The organism is Burkholderia sp. Bp8963, assembly GCF_003854275.1.
In the GTDB taxonomy this organism is placed as follows: Bacteria; Pseudomonadota; Gammaproteobacteria; order Burkholderiales; family Burkholderiaceae; genus Burkholderia.
In genome coordinates this window covers 75,658-99,771 of the sequence record NZ_QTQP01000011.1, presented here as the reverse complement: position 1 = coordinate 99,771, position 24,114 = coordinate 75,658, and the positions used below count along the sequence as shown (strand labels likewise).

Here is a 24,114-nt window from a genome sequence, read left to right as displayed (position 1 = left end):
GCTTCTTCCACTCGTCAAGCGAAGCGCCGAGCCGGCGCTTCGAATCGGGGAACCTCATGAATACCATCAACTTATGGCCATTGCTCGGCATTGGCGTGATCGTGCTCGGCTTTGCGATTCGGTTGAATCCGATGCTGATCGTGCTCGTGTCGGCACTGACGACTGCACTGCTGGCCGGCTTTTCGATCGACAAGATACTCACGCTGCTTGGCACGGGTTTCTGCAACACGCGCTCGTTGCCGCTGATCGTGCTGTTGCCGCTTGCGGTGATCGGCATGCTGGAGCGCCACGGCCTGCGCGAGCAGGCGGAACGGTGGATCGCGCGCTTCCGGCGCGCCACCGTCGCGCGCCTGCTCACGACCTACCTCGCCGTGCGCGGCGTGAGCGCAGCACTCGGCCTGGTTGGCCTGGGCGGCCATGCGCAGATGGTTCGTCCGTTGCTGTCGCCGATGGTCGAATCCACCGCGCAACGGCATCACGGCACGCTCGAACGGTCCGCCATGCAGCGGATCAAGGCGATGTGCGCCGCGACCGACAATATCGGCCTGATGTTCGGCGAGGACATCTTCGTCGCGTTTGGCGCGATCCTGCTGATGGTGACGTTCCTCCGTCAGGCCGGCATCGACGTGATACCGGCACACGTTGCCGCGTGGAGCATGCCGACCGCGTTGTGCGCGTTCGTGATCCATACGATCCGTCTGCACCGCTTCGAACGCGCATTGCAGGCTTCTGTCGCGTCAGCCACCCGTTTGGCCGGCGCTCCGATGACGATCGATGCACCGCGCTCAGACGCGATTGCGCAGGGGGAATCACGATGAGCACGAAGATCCTGTCTGTCGACTATCTGTTCTGGCTGACGGGTGGCCTGCTCGCCGTCATCGCGATGCTGATCCTCGCGGATCGGTCGCATCCCCGGCGGCTGCAAACCGGGTCGTTCTGGCTGATCTATGCGCTGCTCTTTCTGGGCGCCGATTTCCTGCCATCGCCGGGTGTGGGTGCGCTGCTTGTCGCGATGACGCTCATTGCCGGATTCGGCGGCGTGGTGGCGGCGCAGAAGACCGCGAACTCGCCCGAGCAACAAACCGCCGGCGCGGCACGGCTGGGCAACCGGCTGTTCATTCCGGCGCTGACGATTCCTGCGGTCACGATCGCCGGCACGTTCGGTGCGCCACATCTGGCGATCGCGGGCCGTTTGCTGATCGACACGCGAAACGCGACGCTCGTGTCGTTCGGACTGGGCTGCGTGCTGGCGACGATCCTCGCGTGCGCAATCACGCGCGACAGTGGCTATCAGGCTGTCAAGGAGGGCCGCCGCCTGACGGAATCGCTCGGCTGGGCGGTGGCGCTTCCGCAGTTGCTCGGCATACTGGGGCTCGTATTTGCCGCCGCGGGCGTAGGGCAGGCCACGTCTCACCTGGTCACCGCGTACGTACCGATGGACAATCGCCTGATCGCCGTCGCCGTGTACTGTCTCGGCATGGCATCGCTGACCATCGTGATGGGTAATGCATTTGCCGCCTTTCCCGTCATGACCGGGGGCGTCGGCATCCCGGTGCTGATCGGACTGCACCATGCGAATCCCGCCGTGGTTTGCGCGATCGGCATGTTCTCCGGCTACTCGGGGACGCTGTTGACGCCGATGGCCGCCAATTTCAACATCGTGCCGGTTGCGTTGCTGCAACTGCCCGACAAGTTCGCGGTGATCAAGGCGCAGGCACCGACCGCTGCGCTGCTGCTGCCGCTGAATATCCTGTTGATGTACTGGTTGGCGTTTGGATGATCCGCTGGTCGGTCGCGTTCATGCAGCCGCCGGGTTTTGCACAAACAGGACGATTCCCCCGGATCGCACGCTGAGCGTTCGAAGATTTCCGTCAGCGCCCGCACAGGCAGGTATGCTGTGCGTCGGCCGGCACGTCCGGCCGACGTAACAGAACACGCTTCGCCGGAGAGGGGGGACGGCAATCATGGTCACGCTGCGTTCGTTGAGTGCGATGCTGTCGCTGCTGGCGCTGGTCGCCTGCGCCAGCCTTCCGCCGCAGGCCGAGCGTGAGCCGACGCATGCGATCACCGACACCGGCAACACGCGCCTCGGCATCGCGTTCCGGCCGCAGGCCGCCGCGCATCCGGGCCAGGATGCGTTTCATCTGCTGCGCGATCCGGTCGACGCGCTGGACGCGCGCGTGCTGCTTGCCGATCGCGCCGACCGTTCGCTCGATCTCCAGTACTACATCTGGCACGACGACCTGACCGGGCACGCGCTGGCTGATGCCGTCCTGCGCGCGGCGGACCGCGGCGTGCGCGTGCGCGTGCTGCTCGACGATCTCGGCACCAACGCGGACGACCGCAAGCTGCTCGAGATCAGCGCGCATCCGAACATCGACATCAGGCTCTTCAACCCGGTCGCCAGTCGCACGTTCAAGAAGCTCGGTGCCGCGCTCGAGTTCGCGCGCGTCAACCGGCGCATGCACAACAAGGCGATGATCGCGGACAACCAGGCCGCGATCGTCGGCGGCCGCAACATCGGCGACGAATATTTCGGTGCATCGTCGATGGTGGAATTCGGCGATCTCGACGTCGTCGTGCACGGCCCCGTCGTAACCGACATCTCGACCGAATTCGATACGTTCTGGAATTCCCCGTACGCGTTTCCGATCAACACGCTCGTCGGCCACGACGCGGCGCCGGGCGGACTGGAAACGCAGCGCGAGCGGTTGCGCGACTACCTGCGAGCAATGGAGGACAACCCGTACGTGCTCGAGGCGAAGCAACGGCTCGACCAGATCATCCATGGTCAGGGTACCGAATTGTCCTGGGGGCGCGCGACCGTGCTGTACGACGATCCGTCGAAGATCGCGCATGCGCCGAACGACAGCGAAGGGCACCTGATGCCGCAACTGCGGGCGCTCGCACTGCAGCCGGAGCACGAATTGCTGATCGTGTCGCCGTATTTCGTGCCGGGCAAGGGCGGTGTCGAGCGGCTGCGCGCGCTCACCGCACGCGGCGTGCGCGTGACGGTGCTCACCAACTCACTCGCGTCGACCGACGTGGCGGCCGTGCATGCCGGCTACCGGCGCTATCGTCGCGACCTCGTCGACGCGGGTGTGCTGCTGTACGAGCGGCGGCCGTCCGGGGATAAAAGCATCTCGAAGCGGATCGTGTTCGGGTCGTCGCGCGCGTCGCTGCACGCGAAGACGTATGTATTCGATCGCAAGAGCACCTTCATCGGCTCGATGAACCTCGATCCGCGCTCGCTGAAGCTCAATACGGAGATCGGCGTGTACTGCGAGAGCCCGGCGATTGCGGCCGACGCGGCGACCGATCTGGAATCGCGGCTCGACCGGATCGCGTGGCGCGTCGCGTTGCGGACCGATCCGGCGGGGAAGGGCCGGCTCATGTGGATTCAGACCGCCGAGGATGGGGCGACGACCGAACTCGATACCGAACCCGAAGTGTCGGCGGCGCGCCGGATGGAAATCTGGTTTCTCGGTCTGCTGCCGATCGAGTCGCAGCTGTGAGCGCGACGCGGTGAGCGTGTTCGCCGGTATCAATAAATCTGATCGACTCATTCAAAACATCGCGTTTGTCCGATCGTCGGATGACTTGCATACTGTCTGCATTCCTTCATGCAGCCGCAAGCGCGGCGGGAGACCAACGTGACGCCGAACACCTACGACGAATTCCGGCAACTGGGCATGCGCCTCGACATGTCGCGCGGCAAGCCCGCGCCCGAGCAACTCGACCTGGCAACCGCGCTGTTCGCCGCGGCCGGCGACGCGGGGCATCTGTCGCGCGACGGCTTCGACTGCCGCAATTACGGGCATGTGCTCGGCTTGCCGGAAGCGCGTGAGTTCGGCGCGGCGCTGCTCGACGTCGAGCCGGCTCAGGTCGTCGCAGCTGGCAACGCGAGCCTCGCGCTGATGCACGACGCGCTTGCGTTCGCGATGCTGTTCGGCATGCCCGATGCGCGCGCGTGGCACACGCAACACGATGTGTCGTTCCTGTGCCCGGTGCCTGGCTACGACCGGCATTTCGCAATCTGCGAGGCGCTCGGGATTCGCATGATCCCGGTGCCGATGCGGGACGACGGTCCCGACATGGACGTCGTCGATCCGCTGGTGCGCGACGATCCGTCGATCAAGGGCATCTGGTGCGTGCCGCTGTACAGCAACCCGAGCGGCACGATCTATTCGGCCGACACGGTGCGGCGGCTCGCGTCGATGCCGACGGCCGCGCCCGATTTCCGGCTGTTCTGGGACGACGCGTATCGTTTCCATCACCTGACCGACGTGTCGCACGCGACGCCGAACGTCATCGGCGCGTGCGCGGCGGCCGGGTATCCCGATCGCGCGCTGGTGTTCGCGTCGCTGTCGAAGGTGACGTTCGGCGGCGCCGGGGTGGCGTTTCTCGCGTCGTCGCGACGCAACGTGGACTGGTGGCAGCGGCATGTGACGATCCGCACGATCGGCCCGGACAAGCTGAACCAGCTGCGCCACGTCCATGCGCTGCGCGATCGCGCGGGGCTCGACGCGTTGATGGCGCGCCACCGCGCGCTATTGCGGCCGAAGTTCGACGCGGTGCATCAGGCATTCGGCGCGCGCTTTGCCGACCTGCCCGACGTGTCGTGGACGCAGCCGGAAGGCGGTTATTTCATCAGCCTGCATGTGCCGCCGGGGCACGCGAAACGCACGGTCGCGCTCGCGGCAGAGGCCGGGCTCGTGCTGACGCCGGCCGGCGCCGCCTTTCCGTATGGCGAGGACCCGGACGACCGGCATCTGCGGATCGCGCCGTCGTTCCCGTCGCTCGACGACGTGCGGAGCGCGGCCGACGGGATCGCGCTGTCGGTGCGGCGCGCGATCGGGGTGGACTGAGCACGCGAACGGTGTGCGCGCGGAAAGCGATGCATCGTTAGCGACAGGAAAGTGTCGATTGTCAGGCTGAGTGCATCCCGTGCACTCAGCCAGTTCGCCGATCAGAACCCGAGTCAGGCACGCACCTGATGGTAGATAAAGCCTGCGTTCGTTCCACCACCTCTTCCAATCGCAATCTGAATGTTGAGGTGCGCGATGGCTTCCAGATAGCGGGCGTTACGCAAGGTGCCGGTAACGACCGGAGCGAGTCCGGCACTGGTTGCAATCGTTGCGACGGTGGCATTGGCCTCGGCATCGTCGCCTGCAATGAACGCCGTGACGGCATGCCCGCCTCGATCGACGCGGTCCGGTGTCATGATGTCGGCGAACACGGTGTTGAAGCACTTGACGAGACGCGCTTGCGGGAGCAGGCGAGCGATCGCGTCAGCGGCTGAACCGTCCTGACCGAGAGGGAGCGGCGACCAGTCATCCTGCAGCGCATTGGTTGCATCAACAACGATTTTTCCAGACAGCAATCGAGTCAGCGGAGGCAGTACTTCCGCGCACGCCTGATAAAGCACGGCAATGATGACGACGTCACCGTGCCTGGCGGCATCTTCCAGCGACGCAATCGCGTATCGCGCGCCCGGCCGCGCCCTCGACAAATCGCGCAATCCGACCACGACGTCGTGTCCTGCCGCAGCCAGGAGCTGGGCCAGATTCCCGCCGAAATTCCCGCCGCCCAAGAATGCAATCTTCATGATGGTGTACCTCGCAATTGATTAGGTCGTACCATTCTTTCAAGGATGGTTTCTGCAATCAATTAGGTACCTGGAAGTAACCATGTCGAAAAAAATCGAGCTGCCGCCGGATGCGTTCCTGAAAGTCTGTCCGTCCCGCACGGTGCTGTCGCGCATCGGGCAGAAATGGACAGTGCTGGCCATGGTCGCGCTGCAGGACGGGCCGATGCGTTTCGGCGACATCCGGCGTCGCCTGGAAGGGGTTTCGCAGAAGATGTTGACCCAGACGCTGCGTGCGATGGAACGCGATGGACTGATCGAGCGAAACGTCTACGACGAGCTGCCGCTGCGCGTGGAGTACTCGTTGAGCCAGCTGGCGGGCACGCTGCTTCCGCTCGTCGTTGCGCTGAAGGCCTGGGCGGAAGAGGCACTCAAGACCATCGAGGCGAACAACCACGCGTTCGACCGGAAATATCCGAACTGACGATTGGGTTGGGTTCATCTCGCGCGCTCGTCGTTCATCGCGTCCTTCGCCATCGCGAGATAGACGCCCAGCGTGTCGTTTGTTTGCATTATGTGTTTTTTTGACACATTTGTGCGTTATCGTGCCTCACGTCGCGCGATGCGGCGCACGTTTCGCGAGCGCGACCCGAGGTTGCCGAAGTCTCCCACCGAAATCATTGGATTCAATAGTTGTCCTTCTTTTCGTCATGAATCTCAGACACAACATGCAACGCATCATTCTGCCCACGCTTTCGCTCGCACTCGCCGGCGTTTCCGGCCTTGCACACGCGCAAACCAGCGTCACGCTGTACGGCGTGGTCGACGACTCGATCCAGTTCATCCACAACGCGACGCCGGACGGACGCAACCAGGTCGGCCTCTACCAGGGCACGCTGTCGGGCAGCCGCTGGGGCTTGAAGGGCGCCGAGGACCTCGGTGGCGGCCTGAAGGCGATCTTCCAGCTCGAGAGCGGTTTCAATCCGAATACGGGCAAGATGGGGCAGGGATCCCGCGAGTTCGGGCGCCAGGCATTCGTCGGGCTGAACAGCGAGCAGTACGGCACGCTCACGATGGGCCGCCAGTACGACCCGCTCGTCGACCTGGTCCAGGGGATCACCGGCGACAACGCGTTCAGCGGCACGTTCGCGACCGCGGGCGACGTCGACAACTACGACAACAGCTCGCGTACCAACAATGCGCTGAAGTACGTGTCGCCCGTGTTCGGCGGCCTTCAGGTCGAAGCGATGTACGCGTTCGGCGGCGTCGCCGGCCAAACCGGCTCGGGTCAGACCTGGTCGGCCGCGGCCGCCTACAACAACGGCCCGCTGTCGATCGCGGGTGGCTATTTCGTCGCGAACAATCCGTCCGTCGCCAGCGCGAAGCGCACGACGTGGGGCGGCACGTCCGACGGCACGTTCGACGGCTCGCTGATCAACCTCGGCTACCAGACCGCGAAGTCGATCAACATCGGCCGCGTGGCCGCGCAGTATGTCGCGGGCCCGTTCACGTTCGGTGTCGGATACAGCAATGCGCAGTACAAGGCGGACGCGCAGTCGGCGTTCGGCGCGACCGAGAAATTCAATACGGGCCAGGGATTCGTGAACTACCAGGCGACGTCGGCGCTGTTGCTGGGTGCCGGGTATAGCTACACGAAATCGAGCGGCGATACGAACGCAACCTATCACCAGGTATCGCTCGGCGCGGATTACCACCTGTCGAAGCGCACCGATGTGTATCTCGTCGGCGCGTGGCAGCATGCGAGCGGTACGACGCGCGCGGAAGACGGGTCGCTGACCGGCGCGCAGGCTTCGGTGGGTTCGTATGGCGTGCCGGGGACGAACACGCAGGAGATCGTCAGCGTCGGGCTGCGGCACAAGTTCTGACGGTAATGCGATGCGGGCATCGGCCGGATGGGCCGATGCCCGGCGCGTGCGAGCGGTTGCAGCGGGCGAAGCGGCTACCCGCGCGCTCGCGGTCCCGTTACTTCACCCTGAACGAGTAGTCGCCGTGCGTGCGATGCCCGTCCGCGGCCACCGCCACCCAGTGCACGGTGTACTTGTCGGGTGGCAACGGCGGCAATGCCACGCTGATCGACTTCCTGTCGTTCGGGTCGACGGCCGCCTTGGCCGTGTTGACTTGCTTGTCCGTCGAGTTGCTGACGCTCAGCGAGCTGAACGCGGGTTCGAGCGGCCCGTCGAACACGATCGTCACCTTGGGCGGAGCCGGCACTTCGGCGCCCGCCGCTGGCGTTTGCGTTTGCGGGAACACATGCGCAAACGCCGCTGACGCGCTCAGGATGCCCGTTGCGATGGCCACGGCGCACAGGCCGCGCCGACGATGCCTGACTTCACGCATTGCTATTCTCCTTTGCCGAAAAGCGGTTTGCCGATCGTGTTCGGAAACACGTCGTCGAGGTAGAGATGCGCCTGCAGCAGCACGCCCACGCCGGTTCCGCTTGCGTGATTGACGGGAATCTGCGCTTCGACGCCGAACTGCCCCCAGCGATTGACCCACATTACACCGGGATTGATCGTCCCGGTCGTCTGGCCCGAACACGGACTGGCGGTGCAGGTGCTCATCGGGAACTCGACGACAGGGATCAGGTAGTTGAACGGCGCCTTGAGCCCGATGTCCTGCACGTGGCTTTGCAGGTACGGCACGCTGTATTGCACGGTGACGCCCCAGCTCAGCGAATTCGGATCGGCGCTGTTCAACGTCAGGCGCGGGCCGACCGTCCCCGTGATCGCCAGAGGCTTCAGGTATTTCAGGCTGTCGGGCAGATCGCCGAAACCCTTGCCGAAGTAGAGCGTCGGCGTCACGGCCGAGTGCGGATTGGCGATTGAATGCGCGCCGGTTCCGCCAAGCTCCATGGCCGCACCGATCGAGGCCATGAACTCGTGCTTCTCGTTCACGTAAAAACGATACTTGGCGCCGACCTGCCAGTTGTCGAAGCCGCGCGCCGAGCTGTCGTTCGGCGCGTTGAGGTTCACGTAGGTGCCCGTCACGGAAAGCTGGAAGCTCGGCGTGATCCGCTTGTCCCATTCGAGCGTCGTCGTGTTGGTGTTCTGCTTGTCGCCATCGTCGGTGTCGGATTGAAGGTGGCCGAAGTTGAGGTTGAGTTCGTCCCCGACACCCGGGTCGTCGACCGCCATCGTCGCCGGAAAAACCCGGTTGCCGGCCACCGCATGAGCCGATGCATCGAGCGGGGAGAGGCAGGGCGCGAGCGCGCACAGCACCGCGGCGCCCCGTTTGAGTAGGGTTCGCATGTTCAGGTCCTGGTCATGTTGTCGCGACGCACAGCGCTGGCGGCCGCACTGCGGGCCGGAAAGGGCTCGCAGGACGCGCGCAGCGCAGGCACGCGCGAACACGGCGACGTCGTGCACCGACATCGCCGGAATCGCTGGAAAGCGTCAATGAAGTTCAGGACCACGCAGGAGGCGCGCGCGGCCGGGCCGAAGTCAGAATCGCGTACGGACGAAACGCGTCGACTACGGCAGGCGGACGGAACGAGATCTTCGGCGGCGCGACGCCGGAACTCGCCACTGCGCTGGGCAAGGTCGGTGCGTGTGCGATCGGTCCGCAATAAGGACACGCGTCGAACAGCGGTGACGAATCGGAACCGTGATGGTGCGCGGCGTGCGCTGCGTGCCCTGCGTGAGTAAGTTGGGCAACCGCCATCGCATGGTGCCCATGATGCGCGTGTTGCGCATGATCATGGACATCGGCATTGGCGCGCTGAAGCACTTGGGAAACGATCGGCGCGACCGTGCTCAGCAGGATCGCGAGCATCCCCAGGAAAGCCCCGACCTTCTGACGGCGGCGGCTGGTCATGGCGCACCAACAAGGCTTCAATGCAAACAGTATGCGGAAAATCTGCGGCAGGTTCACTGCACGTTCGGTTTCTCCCGGGTGGCTGCGACGGCTGCCGCAGCCACGCCCGCAAGCAGGGCCTGTCGGCTGCCGTTGGCACAATCACGCGGCGGTCCGTACGAGGATGACATGACGCGTTTACAAACTCACTCGAGCAGAACCCTACACGGTGGTGGGGACAATCCCGCCAAACAGACGTTGCTCGGATCAGAACCGCGCCAATGCAGGTATTGAGCAGCCTCCACCTTTCCGCCAGTTTGGCGGCAGGTTTTCTGATCGTCATCGCGAGCGGCTCGAGGCGGCCGCCTGCCACGACCGTCTCGGCTGCCCACCGCCCGTCAGGTCAGGCTTCCTCGGCCCACGACATGTTGTCCCGCGCGAGCAGCGCGGACGACGCGGCCGGACCGAACGTGCCGGCCGTATAGGAGCGCGGCCGATCGCCCAGTTGCTTCCAGCCGTCGAGAATCGGCTCGACCCACGTCCACGCCGCCTCGAGTTCGTCGCGGCGCATGAAGTGCGTGAGGCGCCCGCGAATCACGTCGATCAGCAAGCGCTCGTACGCTTCCGCGCGACGTTCCGGCATCGCCTGCTGCAGATCGAGGTTCAGGTTCACGGGCACCATGTTCATGCCGCTGCCGGGCTCCTTCGCGAGCACCTGCAGCTGGATCGATTCCTCCGGCTGAAGCTGGATCACGAGGCGGTTGCCGTAATGACGCGGGCCGCTCGGGAAGATCGAGAACGGCATGTCGGCAAACTCGATCACGATTTCCGACTGGCGTCGTTGCAGCCGCTTGCCGGTGCGCAGGAAGAACGGCACGTTCGCCCAGCGCCAGTTGTTGATGTGCGCGCGCAGCGCGACGAAGGTTTCCGCGCGGCTGCCCGACGGCACGTTGTCCTCTTCGAGGTAGCCCTTGACCGGCTTGCCGTCAACCGCGCCCGCCGTGTACTGGCCGCGCACCGTGTCGCGCGCGACGTCGGACACCGACATCGGCCGCAGCGAGCGCAGCACCTTCAGCTTTTCGTCGCGCACGGCGTCCGGATCGAGCGACACGGGCGGCTCCATCGCGACGATGCACAGCAGCTGCAGCAGGTGGTTCTGCACCATGTCGCGCAGCGCGCCCGTATGGTCGTAGAAACCGGCGCGGCTGCCGACGCCGACCGTCTCCGCGACCGTGATCTGCACGCTGCGGATGGTGGGGGCTTGCCACAGCGGCCCGAAGATCGGATTGCCGAAGCGCAGCACCATCAGGTTCTGCACCGTTTCCTTGCCCAGATAGTGGTCGATCCGGTAGATCTGCGATTCCCCGAAATGCTTGCCGACCGCGTCGTTGATCGCTTTCGCGGACGCGAGATCGTGTCCGAGCGGCTTTTCGAGCACGACGCGCGCGTGCGCGTCGACGAGGTGCGCAGCGGACAGGTTGTCGCAGATCGTCGTGAACAGTTCCGGCGACGTCGACAGGTAGAACACGCGGATCGCGCCGGGGCGCGACGCTTCGGCGAGCCGCGCGTAGTCGCCCGGCGCGCCCACGTCGATCAGTACGTACTGGAACAGGTCGAGGAAGCGGCTCCACGCTTGCGCGTCGAAGGCTTTCTCGTCGATGAACGGACGCGACTGCTCCTCCATGAACGCCCGGTAGCCGTCGATGCCCCAGTCGCGGCGACCGACCGCGATGATGCGCGTGTCGGACGGGAGATTGCAGTGCAGATGCGCCATGTACAGCGCAGGCAGCAGCTTGCGGGCGGCCAGGTCGCCGCCGCCGCCGAAGATGATCATGTCGACGGGCTGATCGGTTGCGGTCCGGGTAGGTTGATTCGTCATGGATCGTTCGCGGTCTGAAAGGGTGAGCGTGAAACGTGCGTCGGGCGGTCCGCGCGACGGCAAACGTCAATAATGCACGGTTTTTGCGGATCGCGGGTGTGTTCGCCGTGATCATGCTCATCAGCGAGCCATCGTGTCGTCGGGAAGCGAACGATCGTACCCGTGAGCGGCTTCGGCCTGACACGCCGCCGTGACCTGTCAGGAGTCGTCGCTGAAAACTTGCCGGCTTGGCCTACACCGCGTCGCTGGTGGCAATTTGCCCATGCGCGACGCGAACCGTTATCGCAAGAATCAGTTCGAATACGCGATCCACGCTCACAGGTTGATTCTGCGCAGAAAAATTCAGCACAAATGCACCGTCCACCAATGCTGCGATGAGTGTCGCGCGAGCGAGGCACTCACGCGCCGTCGCCGACGAATCGATCTCCCGTATGAGATCGGCGCAGACCACCCTGTAGGCGGCGTAGCCGTTCCTCACGATTTCGCGCGTGATATCCGAATGCTGGGCCAGTGCCCACAGCTCTGACCAGAGTCGATACACGGCAAGATCACGGGAATCCTCGAAGAGCGTGGCGATTTCGCACAGACGTTCCAGCGCCGGTTTGTCGCTGGGCTTGCCAATTTCCGCGAAGCTTTCCAGATAAACCTGCCCCAGCGCGCCCATTGTCGTACGGAGCAGGTCATCAAAGGTCGGGAAATAGTTCTGGAGCGCCGATGGCAGGATGCCAAGCTCTTTCGCCACCCGCGCCAAGGTGAAGTTTGCATAGCCTTCCGTCGCCAACAGGTTGGCGGCCGTGGAAACGATCTCGTTGATCTTGACTTCTCTGCGCTTCCCTTGGGCCGTTGGCCGGTAATAGAAGGCGTCTTGCGCCGGTTGCGATACCTGCAGATCCAGTAACCGTGACTGAAGGTACCCTTCAGACCCCAGGCCGGCGACCTGAGCGTCAGTGCGCGAACGACGAAGCGGCGCCTCGCTCTTCAGCATTTGCGGCGAAGCGCTGACAATCATCTTTACCGCGCGCTTCGCCACGCGAACGAACTCGATATAGTCTCTCCCCGGGTAAGCGCCGTGGGAGGCGAATATCGTCATTCCGTCCACCTGCGCGCCGATAACGACGGCACGCACCAGGCACTCTTCGCTAGTCAACGTCGGATGGAGTTCTGACAGCAACTTCACGAAGATGCTTCGAAACTGCGCCTGCATATCCTTCACCAGTTCCGCAACATAGGCTTCGTGCCACGCGAAAGCCCAGAGCTCAACCATGAACTTCGGCAGATCGGTCTCGTTGATGTTCTGAAAAATACGACTGATCAGGGCAGAGCAACGTTGCGCAGCCCCCATACCTGGCCGACGCGCGATCGCCGTGTAGTCCGCCATGACCTGGCTCACATAGGCCGAGAGCGCCGTGCGCAGCAATTCTTCCGTCGTTCGAAAGTAGTACTGGAGATTTCCATGTGTGATGCCAACACGATCCGCTACGCGGCGCGTCGCGAACCTGGCATAACCCTCCTCCTGCAACACCTGGCGCGCGGCATCAATGATCTCCCTGATGCGCAGTTCCCGATTTCGTTGCGATGCCGGCTGCATGCCCGGTTTCGCTTCCTCGGAATGGTCAGGGATTTCTTGCTTGACTGCCCTCTTTTGCACGTCGGCTCTCCTGGAACTCACACAAAACGGTACGAAATTATAGGCCTATCCGATGGAAGAGCAAAACACCGCTGTGCTCTTCCATGCTTGCACGGATGAAAAGTGAGCGCGTGAGTGGGCAGGTGCTCTCCTCAAGCTCCGACTCGAGTGGATTGGGCGGCAGATCCTGCCTTCGTCCCATATTCTCCGGTCAAGGGTTCCAGATGGCCTGTGCCTACGGCCAATCGCCCGAGCGTTTCCGCTGATGCGCCGCCGCACGGCCCCGTCGGCAGATGAAGTTGACCCGACTCGACATCGTTTGTGCCGGGTTCAGTTGGTGTTTCCCCTAGCTTTCGTCGCCTTGAATGTAGGCCGCTTCACCTCTATGATTAGGCCGTCAATACGTAATTGATAGGCCGGTGATACGCATCTAATCTGATTTTTTATGAAGGTCGGGACCTGTACATCGAGTCACGTCTGATTAACCCAACCCTTAACACACAGGTATCAGGAGACAACCATGGCTAAGCACCCCGTCGTCGTCTACGGCGCAAGCGGTTACACCGGCATGTTGATCATGGACTGGCTGATCGACCAGAACATTCCGTTCACCGCTGTGGCGCGCAACGCGGGCAGGGCGAAGGAGATGATGGCGCAGCGCGTCGTGCGCCTCGAGTCGGCGAACTACGAGCTCATCGAAACGGATCACGATGTCGATTCGCTCATCAAGGCTTTCCGCGGCGCGAAGGTCGTGTGCAACACGGTCGGGCCGTTCAGCACTTTCGGGCTCGTTGCCGTCGAAGCGGCGCTCAAGGCCGGCTGTCATTATCTGGACACCAGCGGTGAGCAGAGCCATGTCCGCGCAGTGCGCGACGGGTTTGGCGAGTTGTACCGGCAGGCCGGGCTGCTGGTGTCGCCGTCGACCGCGTACATGTACTCGTTCGCGGAAATCGCCGCCGAACTGGCGCTCGAGACGCCGGGCGTCGATGCACTGGAGACGGCGACCCTGGCGCGCGGCCCGCGTGGTGGCAGCGCCGGCGTGAGCGTGGGGTCCACGGCAACCATCTTCGATACCTATCGCCAGGAAGCGTGCTACCTGTGGGAAAAGAAGCTGGTGCCGCATGACAAGCACGCTTCGTTCAACGTCTCCTCTCCTGACTTCCTGCAACCGGTGTTTGCGCTGCCGTGGAGCGGCACGTCGCTGCCGGTGTACTTCGAGAACGATCCGCGCGTGCGCAGTTGCATTTCGTGCGTGGGCTTCTACGACAACAACGTGATGCAGACGGTGCATGCACTCGGCCAGAAGTGGGAGGCGGAGTACGCGAACCTGCCGCGCGAGCAGCAGGATGTGGTGCTCAAGCAGATCGTCGATTCGACCACGCCGGCCATGCCGCCGCGCGAGCGCACGTCGCTGCATCGCACTGTCGATTTCGCAATCGGACGCGGTCAGATTGCGGCGGTGCGGGCGACCTTGCACGGCACCACGCCGTATATCTCGACCGGGGCGCTTCAGGTTGCCGGCGCCATCAAGCTCATCGACGGCGAGATGGCCAAGGTCGGTTTCGCGTCCGGCTCCAAGGCGTTTGGGCACCGTTACCTGCTCGGTTTCCTGGAGCAGCGCGGGCTGGCGCGCGCCACGATCTCGCAGCTGTAACCCGATCGACCCGGTATGGATTCCGAGGCATACGTAAATGGCAATCATTGATTTTTTCGACCGTGGATGGCGCATCAATCCCCACGGCATCGCGTATATCCAGGGCGAGCGCAGATTCTCGTTCCAGGAGATTGGCGAGCTTTCGTGCCGCATCGCCCATGGCTTGCTTGCGGCCGGGTTCGAGAAGGAAGCGAAGTCGGCGGTATGGTCGGATAACGACGTGACCGGCTGGGGCTGCGCGCTCGGCATGTGGCGCGCCGGCATGGTGTACATCCCCGTCAACGGGCGCAACGCACCCGCCGAGAACCAGTACGTGCTCGACGCCTTCGACTGCGAGGCACTGTTCTTCACCCAGGCCTTCGCATCGATCATCGAAGAACTGCGCGCCAGCTTGCCGAAAGTGAGGCTCTGGGTGTGCGTCGATGCTGAACTGCCGTGGGCACCGTCGCTTGCAACGTGGAGCGCAGGCCAGCCGGCGACCCTGCCGCGCGTCGATTACGACATGGACGACATCGTCACGCTGTCGGCCACCGGTGGCACGACAGGCGCGCCGAAGGGCGTGATGAACTCGCATCGCGCGTTTCAGGCCTACTTCGCGCAGTCCATGATCGCGTTCCCGTATGGCACGCAGCGCCCCGTAAATCTTGCCGCGGCACCGATGACGCACACCGCCGGAATGTTGTCGCTGCCCTGTACCGCACGTGGCGGCACCGTGGTCGTGCTCCCGAAACCCGATCCCGTTCTGCTGCTCGCCGCCATCGCCAAGCACCGGGTCACGGAATTCTTCCTCCCGCCGACGGTCATCTATCGCCTGCTCGATATTCCGGGTATCGAGCAGCAGGATTTCTCGTCGCTCAAGTACTTCTTCTACGGTGCCTCGCCGATGTCGGTGGAGAAACTCAAGCGCGCGATCGAGGTGTTCGGCCCCGTCATGGCCGGCGGCTACGGCCAGACAGAAGCCCCGGCTTCGATCTCGTATCTGACGCCGGCCGAGCATTTTGTTGACGGGAAGATCGCGTCCGATGAGCGGCTGTCCTCGGTCGGCCGTCCGAACCCGCTGATCCGCGTCGAGATCCTGAACGATCAGGGCGATGTGCTGCCGCAGGGTGAGACGGGTGAAATCTGCGTGCGTGGCGATCTCGTGATGAAGGGCTATTTCAAGGCGCCGGACAAGACCGCCGAGACCATCGTCAACGGCTGGCTGCACACCGGCGACATCGGCCACCTGGATGCCGAGGGCTACCTGCACATCACCGACCGCAAGAAGGACATGATCATCAGCGGCGGCTTCAACGTGTACCCGAGCGAAGTCGAACAGGTGATCTGGGCACACCCGGCGGTGCAGGACTGTGCGGTGGTCGGCGTGCCCGACGAGAAGTGGGGCGAAGCGGTGAAGGCGGTCGTGGAACTCAACGTCGGACAGAGCGTGAGCGCGGACGAACTGATCGCGCTGTGCAAGGAGACGCTTGGCTCGGTCAAGGCGCCGAAGAGCGTGGACTTCGTCGCCGCGCTGCCGCGCAGCACGGTCGGCAAGGTATTGAAGAAGGACTTGCGCGAGCAGTACTGGCAAGGCCTGCAACGCAAGATCTGAGCCGAGCGACAACCATGACCAACATTTACATTGCCGGTATCGCCATGACGGTATTCGGCCGGCACCTCGAACGCAGTATCGATGACCTTGCAGGCGAGGCGCTGCGTGGTGCGCTGCAGGACGCGGGCTGCAGCGCCGATGCGATTGGCACGGCTTACTATGCCGGCATGACGAATGGCCCGCTCCAGGGGCAGACAGGGATCCCGGGTCAGGTGGTGTTCAGCAAGATCGGGCTCGAAGGCATCCCGATGTTCAACGTCGAGAATGCCTGCGCCTCCGGCAGCACCGCCGTGCACCTGGCAATACAAAGCCTGAAGGCCGGCGCGTGCGATACGGCGCTGGCGATCGGCGCGGAGAAGATGAACGTTCCGGACAAGGCGAAGGCCTTCGCGCTATTCGACGGCGGGTGGGATGTGTCGCGCGTCGAAGAAAACTTCGCGACGCTGGTGAAGCTGGGCGAGGGCGTCGAGCCGCCCCCTGGCTCGGAATCCGAACTGCCCTACAGCCGCTTCATGTCGATTTATGCCGCACTGTGCCGGTATCACATGAAGACCTATGGCACGACGCAGCGCCAGATCGCGGCCGTCTCGGCGAAGAACCACGGGCACTCCGTGCACAACCCGTACTCGCAGTTCCGCAAGCCGTTCACGATCGACGAGGTGCTCGCGGCGCCGCCGATCACCTACCCGATCACGCTGCCGATGTGCGCGCCGATCTCGGACGGCGCGGCTGCGGTGATCCTCTGCACCGAAGCGGGACTGCGGCGCATTGGTGCCGATCGCAGCCGTTGCATCAAGGTCGCGGCAAGCGTGATGCGCAGCTTCACGCATCGGCGCATCGACGAGCCCGAGAAGAACATCGGCCGCCTGGCTGCACTGCAAGCCTATGAGCAAGCCGGTTTGAGCCCGGAAGACATGGACGTTGCCGAGGTGCACGACGCATCGGCCATGGGGGAAATCATCCAGGCCGAGAACCTCGGTCTGGTGCCGCTGGGTGAAGGCGGCCCCGCTGCCGAGCGCGGGGACTTCACGATCGGCGGGCGCATCCCCATCAATCCATCTGGCGGCCTCGAATCGAAAGGACACCCGTTGGGTGCGACCGGCATCGGCCAGCTCTACGAACTGGTCACGCAGTTGCGTGGCGAGGCCGGCGCGCGTCAGGTGCAGGGCGCGCGTCATGCGATTCAGGAAAACGGCGGCGGGATGCAGGGCATCGACGAAGCCGCACTGGCCGTGCACATCTTGAGCAAGGATTGAGGGAGTTTGAAATGAGCACGGATCTCGACACAAAGCAGGAAGGGCGGGCCGACGGGGCAGAAATGGCCCGGCGCAATTTAGTGAAAGGCGCGGCAGCCGCACCCGTTGCCGCGCCAGCCGTAGCGGCGAGGCAAAGTGCGCGCACGAAACGGGCGGAGGACGGCAAAGAGCGAGCCGACCTGGAGAAATATCGTGCGCTGGGTGGCTGGGTGGAAAAGCCTGATGACATGCAGCCCGCGCTCGAGGGCGATGTCAGCGCTGACGTGGTGATTGCCGGCGCGGGGTTCGCGGGCCTTTCCGCGGCACTGGAGCTCGCCAGGCAGGGCGCGAACGTGGTTGTCATTGAGCGTGAGTTTCCGGGCTTTGGGGCAAGCGGACGCAACGCGGGCTATCTGGCCGGCGCCATGGCGCTCGAATACGACCTCATGTTCAAGGGCGTCAGCAAGGAGCGCGCGACGCAGATCGTCCGCTACTACGACGACGCCGTCGGCTTCGTCGAAGGCAAGCTCAAGGAACACGATATCGACTGCGAATACGTCCAGTCCGGCTGGATCCGTGCGGGCGTCCATCCGGCGCAGGAAAAAAGGATCCGCGCGGATATGCGGGTTGGCGCCGAGCACGGCCACCAGTCGGAGTTTCTGGATCAGGCGCAGATGCGTGCGCGCGGGATCCCGTCAGCGTTTCTGTTTGGCGAATACACACCGATTGGCGGCACGCTCCACCCCGGCAAATACGTGATGGGGTTGCGGCGTGCAGCGCTGCGGGCTGGCGTGAAGCTTTACGAGAACACGCCGCTGCTGTCTTACAGCGAAGGCCCGGTCATCCAGGTGAAAACCCCGCGCGGCAGCGTCAGCGCCCCGGTGCTGATGTTTGCCACCAATGCCTACACCCCGCAGCTCGGTGTGCTTGCAAACAAGGTGGTGCCATTGCGGATCTCGGCGATCGAGACCGAGCCGCTGTCCAAAGAGCAACTGGCATCGCTGGGCTGGCCAAGGCGCGAAGGCATCGTGACCGGCCACTGGAGCATGGAGAGCTTCCGCCTGACGGCACGCAACACGATCATCTCGACCGTCAAGCGTATCCACTATCCATACGGGTCAGAGACGCCGAATGTGCCCGCCTACGATCAGTATCGTGAGTTGAGGACGGGCCTCCATGAGCGCTTGCCGACCTTGAAGGACGTCGCATTGCGGCACTGCTGGAGCGGCTATATCAGCTCCGCCGGCAACGCGCTTCCCGTGGTCGGCACAACCGGGGCGAACCAGAACATTTACTACACCGCCGGGTGTTCGGGTCATGGCTTGGCAAGTCAATCCATGGTGGGTCACATGATTGCCCAGCAGATTCACGGTACCGAGCCGCCGCTGCTGACAGCGTTGCGTCACGACACGCCCTCGCTACCGCCTGAGCCGTTCCGGTGGTGTCTCATCAATGGGGTACTGGCCGCAGCGAACACATTGGACGATCGGTTGAACCGTAAGGTGCGCGACGCTGCAGCCTGAAGGCGAGCGCTTTAACTGCAAAAGGAAAGGAGGAGCACGACATGATTCGCCTGAAAAAAAACGTGGAGTTGCCGTCGGTCTGGCCGACCGGTTTCGAGACGCCGTTGAGCGAAGAGGAACGCGCGATCCAGGGCACCGTCCATCGCTTTGCGCGAGACGTATTGCGCCCGATTGGCCGGGAGCTCGATCGCATGACGCCGGAGGACGTGATTGCGCCCGGGTCTCCGTACTGGACGGCCCTGATCGAGGCCACCAAGCTCGGGCTCGACCCGCAACTGATCGCGCAGTTTCCGCCCGAAGTCGCCATCCGGATCGAGTCGATCATTGGTGAGGAGCTCGGGTGGGGCGATTCGGGCCTCGCCATTTCGATTGGCGTGGCGGGTCTGCCGCTGACGATGGCCCAGGCAGTCGGCAACCAGGAACTTATCGACATGTGCACGGGCAAGATCGGCTGCTGGTCGAGCACGCAGCCCGACCGCGGTTCCGATGCCGTGACGCTCTACCGCGAGGAAATCAGCGCGCACGGAAAGCAGCCGGTGGGGAACATCACCGCGAAGGTGGGTGCCGACGAAATCACCATCAACGGGCAGTATTCGTCGTGGGTGTCGAACGGCTCGGTGGCGCAGGTCGCGCTTGCCTACATGGCGGCCGATTACGGTGACGGCTTCTACCGCACCGGAGAAAACAGCACCCAGACGAATGGCATCGGGCTGATCATTCCGCTCGATTTGCCGGGCATCTCGCGCGGCAAGCCGTTGGACAAGATCGGCCAGCGCGCGCTGCCGCAGGGTGAAATCTTCTTTGACAACGTCAAGGTGCCGAAGCGCTTCGCCATTGCGCTGAAGGATGAATTCCTCGGCACCCTGGCTACGACGTGGTCGTACGCCGGAACGCATATGTGCCAGGTGTTCACCGGTGCTGCTCGCGCTGCATTCGAACTGGCGCTGGCCTATTGCCACGAGCGCAAGCAGGGCGGGGGCTTCCTCATCGAGCATCAGATGACGCAACTGCGCTTGGGCGACATGCTGCGCCGACTGGAAATGGCGCGTGCTGTTGCGCGCCGCAGCCTCGCGTTCGCACGGATGTCGCCGCAGACCCATCCTTACGCGAGCGCGCAGGCCAAGGTCAGCGTGACGGAAGAGGCGATGAAGATCGCGCATGAAGCGTTCCAGCTGTTCGGCGGCAATGGCACCACGCGCGAGTATCCGATCGAGAAGGTCTTCCGTGATGTCCGGTCCGCGCTGATCGAAGACGGTGAAAACACTATCCTCACGGCGCGCCTGGGCGGTCTGGCAAGCCAGCTCTATCAAAACGGGTGGACGAAGGAGTAAGTGTCGCGAGTGGGCACGGCAGCCGCAACCGCCAGGAAGTGACCAAAACGATTCATGAAGAGACATCGATGAACAACATTCAATCCTTGTTCAGTTTGCATGGCAAGGCGGCCTTCATCAGCGGTGCTTCCAGTGGCATTGGCTTGCATGTTGCGGAGTTGATGGCGAAGGCGGGCGCAAGCGTTGTTCTTGCCGCCCGACGTGCCAGTCTGCTGGAGGCCCATGTGGAACGCCTGCGCGCAGAGGGGCACGCTGCGTCCAGCGTGCCCCTCGACGTGAGTGACCCCGGCTCGATTGCGCAAGCGTGGGCTCAAGCCGAGAGCCAGGTTGGCGGGCCAATCGACATCCTGTTCAACAACGCAGGTGTCATCTACACCGAGCGCTTTCTTTCTCAGCGAGCGGAAGACATCGATCGGGTTTTCGATATCAACTTTCGTGGCGCATTTCTCCTCGCTCAGCAGGCGGCCAACAGAATGGCCGCGCGACGCAGTGGCTCCATCATCAATGTCGTTTCGACGTCCGGCTTGCGTGCGGGTGGATACATGACGAGTTATGGCGCCTCCAAAGCCGCGCTGATCAGTTTGACGCAATCCATGGCGCTCGAACTCGCAGGAAAGGGGGTTCGGGTCAACGCACTGTGCCCCGGAAACTTCAGGACGGAAATGCATGCGTCTTTCGAAGAGAAGGGGCTGGAGGAGAACCTGATCAAGCGTATCCCGATGCGCAAGATCGGCGAGGTCGAGCAGCTCGACGGGGCGACCCTGCTGCTGTCGTCCGACGCGGGCAGCTACATGACCGGCTCGGTGATTGTCGTCGATGGCGGCCAGGTACTGAGCTGGATGTAAAGGCACTGTCGTCTGACATGCAGCCGACGATGCATACGGCAATTTCGAATGAGCGCGGAAGTCATGAAGCTGAACGCGCTCTCAGTTGTTCAATCATTCACCTCATCGTGAGGTAACACCATGTCCGTCAAGCGATTTTCCAATTCAGCTACGCCCGCAGAACTTGCGTCGGTCATCAAGGACGACGGTGGTGCGATCGTAAAAGGGTTCCTCAGCCAAAGCCTGCTCGAGAATCTGAAGAAGGATCTTCTTCCGTTGCTTGAGACTACCCCGAACGGGGTGGACGAATACTTCGCAGGTACACAAACGCGGAGGCTGTCACGTCTGTTTGCGCGAACCGACCATATGGTCGACGTCGCGCTGAACCCTCTGTATCTCGAAACGGCGCGCCTCATCCTGCAGACGCCGATCAAGGTCTGGAGCGGTGAAAACCAGGTCGACGTAGCGCCCGATATTCAGGTGGGCGTTACGCAAGCCATTCAGATTCGGCCTGGTCAAGGCGTGCAACCCTTGCACCGTGACGATTCGGTCTGGCTTTGGCGACACCCCGGATACAACCGGGAGGCTCGTGTGCAGATCATGATCGCCATCACCGATTTTTCCGAAGAGAACGGCGGGACCTTGGTCATCCCGGGGAGCCACAAGTGGGATGACGAACGCATGCCAAAGCAAGAAGAGGCGATCCCGACCTCGATGGACGCCGGCGACGCACTGATATTCATTGGGTCGACGTACCACGGAGGTGGTCAGAACCGCAGCAATGCCCCGCGTACGGGACTGACCATGTCGTATGACCTTGCGATCCTGCGACAGGAAGAGAACCACTACCTGACTTTGCCTATCGAGCGAGTCAAGCGCTTTCCTGAGGAAATGCAGCGGCTGCTTGGATGGTCATGCAGCACGACCTATGCGGGGTTCGTCGAACGCAACGGGCTGATGTCTGATCCGCACTCGTTGCTCAAGCAGGACGACTTCGTCGAGGTCGGCTGCTTCGACTAGCGCCAGTGCATCAGTCCCTCCCGCGGGCTGCGCGGGAAGGAGCCGGCGATCGGCGTCGAGTCAGGCATCGACTGCTCGCGAAGGCCACAAAACCCATTCATTCGATTCCATGACTAGCGAACTCATTCTCCCCCGCCGCGATGTGGAGTTCATCCTTTTCGACTGGCTGCAAGTCGAGTCTCTTGCTCGTCGGCAACGGTTTGCCGGGCAGGATCGATTCGACTATACATCCGTGCTGGATGTGTACGAATCGCTCGCCACGGATCTCTTCAAACCACATAACAAGAAGAACGACAGCAACGAGCCCGCATTTGATGGCGAACGCGTCACCATCAACCCGGAGGTGGGTGTCGCATTGCGGGCATTTGCAGACGCCGGCCTGGTCAGTGCCGCGTTCCCTGCCGAGTGGAACGGCATGAGCTTGCCGAGCACGGTGGAACGCGCCGGCATGGCCTATTTGTTTGCGGCGAATACTGGAACGGCAGGCTATCCGCTCCTCACCATCGCCAACGCGAATCTGCTGATTGCCCACGGCGACCGGGCGCGCGTGGCGCACTACGTCAAGGCCATGGCGGATGGCCGATGTTTTGGCACGATGTGCTTGTCGGAGCCGCAGGCCGGGTCGAGTCTTGCCGATATTCGGACGCGTGCGGTCCCAAGCGGCGATGGTCGCTACCGCCTGTTCGGCAACAAGATGTGGATCTCCGGTGGAGATCATGAGATTTCCGAGAACATCGTCCATCTGGTGCTGGCAAAAATTCCCGATGAGAACGGCCAGCTTCCTCCAGGGGTTCAAGGCATATCGCTCTTCACCGTTCCGCGCAAGTTGATCGACGCCGACGGGCAGCCGGGGCAGCGAAATGATGTCGTCCTTGCCGGCATCAATCACAAGATGGGTTATCGCGGCACCGTGAATTGCCTGCTGAATTTCGGTGAGGGTCGCTACCGTCCGGAAGGCGAGGCTGGCGCAATCGGAGAGATCGTTGGCGAGCCCGGCAAAGGGCTGGCTTACATGTTCCACATGATGAACGAGGCGCGCATCTCGGTCGGCCTGGGCGCCGCCGCGATTGGCTATACGGGCTATCTGCACGCACTGGATTATGCGAAAACGCGCCTGCAGGGGCGGACACGCGGCGACCGATCGCCCACATCCGCTCAAGTCTCCATCATTCGCCATGCCGATGTCCGGCGCATGCTGCTGGCACAGAAGGCGTATGTATCCGGCGCGCTCGCGTTATGTCTGTACGCGGCTCGTCTCAGCGACGACATTCATTCGCTGGAAGACGCCCACGGCCGCGAAGAGGCGCAGTGCCTGCTTGACCTGCTCACCCCCGTCGTTAAGAGCTGGTCGTCACAATGGGGCCTCGTCGCCAACGATCTCGCCATTCAGGTGCACGGCGGTTATGGGTACACGCGCGAATACAACGTCGAGCAGTTCTATCGCGACAACCGGCTCAACCCGATACACGAAGGCACATTCGGCATTCAGGCGCTCGACCTGCTCGGCCGCAAGACCCGTGCAAACGGCAATGCCGCCATGACGGTTCTGGACAGGAAAATCTCCGCCACGGTCTCCAGAGCGCGGTCGACCGATGCGCTCCAACGCCATGCCAGCACGCTCGAATGCGCGTGGGAGCGCATCCGCATCGTCACCGGCAAGCTCCACCGGCTTGACGACCCGGAGCTCCAGCTGGCGAATGCGGCCGCCTACCTTGAAGCATTTGGCCATGTCGTCGTCGGCTGGATCTGGCTCGATCAGGCGATTGTGGCCAACACGCTCGAGAGCGGCCCGACCGGAAGCGACTTCCATCGCGGCAAGCTCGCGGCGTGCGACTACTTCTTCGGATGGGAAATGCCCAAAGTAGCCGCATGGCTCGCCGTGCTCAATCCGGTGGAAACAACCCCTTTGACCATGCCGGAGCAGTGGTTCTGAGTAATGCGCTGCGGCACGCGCCGCGATGCCACCGGGGCGATGGTGGCGATGGCCGGTCCGTTGTCGCAACGGGCTATCGATGACCTGGCGCAATACA

The 24,114-nt window shown here is 63.2% G+C and carries 20 protein-coding genes; 14 read left to right on the top strand and 6 right to left on the bottom strand.

Annotated features, from left to right (window positions below; all coding sequences use genetic code 11):
* Positions 1-56: 56 nt before the first annotated feature.
* The 4 genes from DID96_RS11920 (at position 57) to DID96_RS11905 (ending at position 4,868) form a co-directional block, all read left to right on the top strand.
* Positions 57-818 (top strand): DUF969 domain-containing protein, encoded by a 762-nt coding sequence (locus DID96_RS11920; protein ID WP_124599517.1) that lies wholly within the window; start codon positions 57-59, stop codon positions 816-818.
* The gene (locus tag DID96_RS11915; protein WP_124599516.1) at positions 815-1,780 is read left to right on the top strand and encodes a DUF979 domain-containing protein; all 966 of its coding nucleotides are present in this window, start codon (positions 815-817) and stop codon (positions 1,778-1,780) included. Before DID96_RS11920 ends, DID96_RS11915 begins: the two co-directional genes overlap by 4 nt.
* Before the next feature lie 184 nt (positions 1,781-1,964).
* Positions 1,965-3,515, top strand: coding sequence for a phospholipase D family protein (locus DID96_RS11910; protein ID WP_124599515.1), 1,551 nt, complete (start codon positions 1,965-1,967; stop codon positions 3,513-3,515).
* A gap of 138 nt (positions 3,516-3,653) precedes the next feature.
* The gene (locus tag DID96_RS11905) at positions 3,654-4,868 is read left to right on the top strand and encodes an aminotransferase class I/II-fold pyridoxal phosphate-dependent enzyme (protein ID WP_260463862.1); all 1,215 of its coding nucleotides are present in this window, start codon (positions 3,654-3,656) and stop codon (positions 4,866-4,868) included.
* A gap of 113 nt (positions 4,869-4,981) precedes the next feature.
* On the opposite strand, the gene DID96_RS11900 is transcribed toward DID96_RS11905, so the two are convergent.
* A complete protein-coding gene (locus DID96_RS11900) occupies positions 4,982-5,608 on the bottom strand; it encodes an NADPH-dependent F420 reductase (protein WP_124599513.1) in 627 nt (208 codons plus the stop codon).
* Between the two features lie 82 nt (positions 5,609-5,690).
* On the opposite strand from DID96_RS11900, the gene DID96_RS11895 reads away from it, so the two are divergent.
* Positions 5,691-6,071 carry a helix-turn-helix domain-containing protein gene (locus DID96_RS11895; protein ID WP_124599512.1) on the top strand — a complete coding sequence of 127 codons (381 nt, stop codon included), beginning with the start codon at positions 5,691-5,693 and terminating at the stop codon, positions 6,069-6,071.
* A gap of 244 nt (positions 6,072-6,315) precedes the next feature.
* Entirely contained in the window at positions 6,316-7,473 is a 1,158-nt protein-coding gene (locus DID96_RS11890) for a porin (protein ID WP_124599511.1), read from the top strand.
* 97 nt (positions 7,474-7,570) lie between these two features.
* Here the strand turns inward: DID96_RS11890 and DID96_RS11885 are convergent, their stop codons facing one another.
* The 5 genes from DID96_RS11885 to DID96_RS11865 all read right to left on the bottom strand — a co-directional run bounded on the left by DID96_RS11885 (position 7,571) and on the right by DID96_RS11865 (position 12,927).
* Positions 7,571-7,945 (bottom strand): copper resistance protein CopC, encoded by a 375-nt coding sequence (locus DID96_RS11885; protein WP_124599510.1) that lies wholly within the window; start codon positions 7,943-7,945, stop codon positions 7,571-7,573.
* Between the two features lie 2 nt (positions 7,946-7,947).
* A complete protein-coding gene (locus DID96_RS11880; RefSeq protein ID WP_260463861.1) occupies positions 7,948-8,856 on the bottom strand; it encodes a hypothetical protein in 909 nt (302 codons plus the stop codon).
* 154 nt (positions 8,857-9,010) lie between these two features.
* Entirely contained in the window at positions 9,011-9,478 is a 468-nt protein-coding gene (locus tag DID96_RS11875; RefSeq protein WP_124599509.1) for a DUF2946 domain-containing protein, read from the bottom strand.
* Between the two features lie 325 nt (positions 9,479-9,803).
* Complete coding sequence (gene zwf / locus DID96_RS11870) at positions 9,804-11,279, bottom strand: glucose-6-phosphate dehydrogenase (protein ID WP_124599508.1); 1,476 nt, start codon at positions 11,277-11,279, stop codon at positions 9,804-9,806.
* Between the two features lie 232 nt (positions 11,280-11,511).
* On the bottom strand, positions 11,512-12,927 hold the full coding sequence (locus tag DID96_RS11865; protein WP_124599507.1) for a TetR/AcrR family transcriptional regulator: 1,416 nt from the start codon (positions 12,925-12,927) through the stop codon (positions 11,512-11,514).
* A 499-nt stretch (positions 12,928-13,426) separates the two neighbouring features.
* Between DID96_RS11865 and DID96_RS11860 the strand changes: the two genes are divergently transcribed.
* The 8 genes from DID96_RS11860 to DID96_RS11825 all read left to right on the top strand — a co-directional run bounded on the left by DID96_RS11860 (position 13,427) and on the right by DID96_RS11825 (position 24,017).
* Positions 13,427-14,560, top strand: a complete 1,134-nt coding sequence (locus tag DID96_RS11860; protein WP_124599506.1) for a trans-acting enoyl reductase family protein — start codon at positions 13,427-13,429, stop codon at positions 14,558-14,560.
* 37 nt (positions 14,561-14,597) lie between these two features.
* Positions 14,598-16,151 carry an AMP-binding protein gene (locus tag DID96_RS11855; protein WP_124599505.1) on the top strand — a complete coding sequence of 518 codons (1,554 nt, stop codon included), beginning with the start codon at positions 14,598-14,600 and terminating at the stop codon, positions 16,149-16,151.
* Positions 16,152-16,165: 14 nt separating this feature from the next.
* Entirely contained in the window at positions 16,166-17,407 is a 1,242-nt protein-coding gene (locus tag DID96_RS11850) for a thiolase family protein (RefSeq protein ID WP_124599592.1), read from the top strand.
* 62 nt (positions 17,408-17,469) lie between these two features.
* The gene (locus DID96_RS11845) at positions 17,470-18,909 is read left to right on the top strand and encodes an FAD-binding oxidoreductase (protein ID WP_124599591.1); all 1,440 of its coding nucleotides are present in this window, start codon (positions 17,470-17,472) and stop codon (positions 18,907-18,909) included.
* Between the two features lie 41 nt (positions 18,910-18,950).
* Entirely contained in the window at positions 18,951-20,240 is a 1,290-nt protein-coding gene (locus DID96_RS11840) for an acyl-CoA dehydrogenase family protein (protein ID WP_124599504.1), read from the top strand.
* 68 nt (positions 20,241-20,308) lie between these two features.
* Positions 20,309-21,085 carry an SDR family NAD(P)-dependent oxidoreductase gene (locus DID96_RS11835; protein ID WP_124599503.1) on the top strand — a complete coding sequence of 259 codons (777 nt, stop codon included), beginning with the start codon at positions 20,309-20,311 and terminating at the stop codon, positions 21,083-21,085.
* A 120-nt stretch (positions 21,086-21,205) separates the two neighbouring features.
* Complete coding sequence (locus tag DID96_RS11830; RefSeq protein WP_124599502.1) at positions 21,206-22,084, top strand: phytanoyl-CoA dioxygenase family protein; 879 nt, start codon at positions 21,206-21,208, stop codon at positions 22,082-22,084.
* Positions 22,085-22,193: 109 nt separating this feature from the next.
* A complete protein-coding gene (locus DID96_RS11825) occupies positions 22,194-24,017 on the top strand; it encodes an acyl-CoA dehydrogenase (protein ID WP_124599501.1) in 1,824 nt (607 codons plus the stop codon).
* Positions 24,018-24,114: the final 97 nt, after the last annotated feature.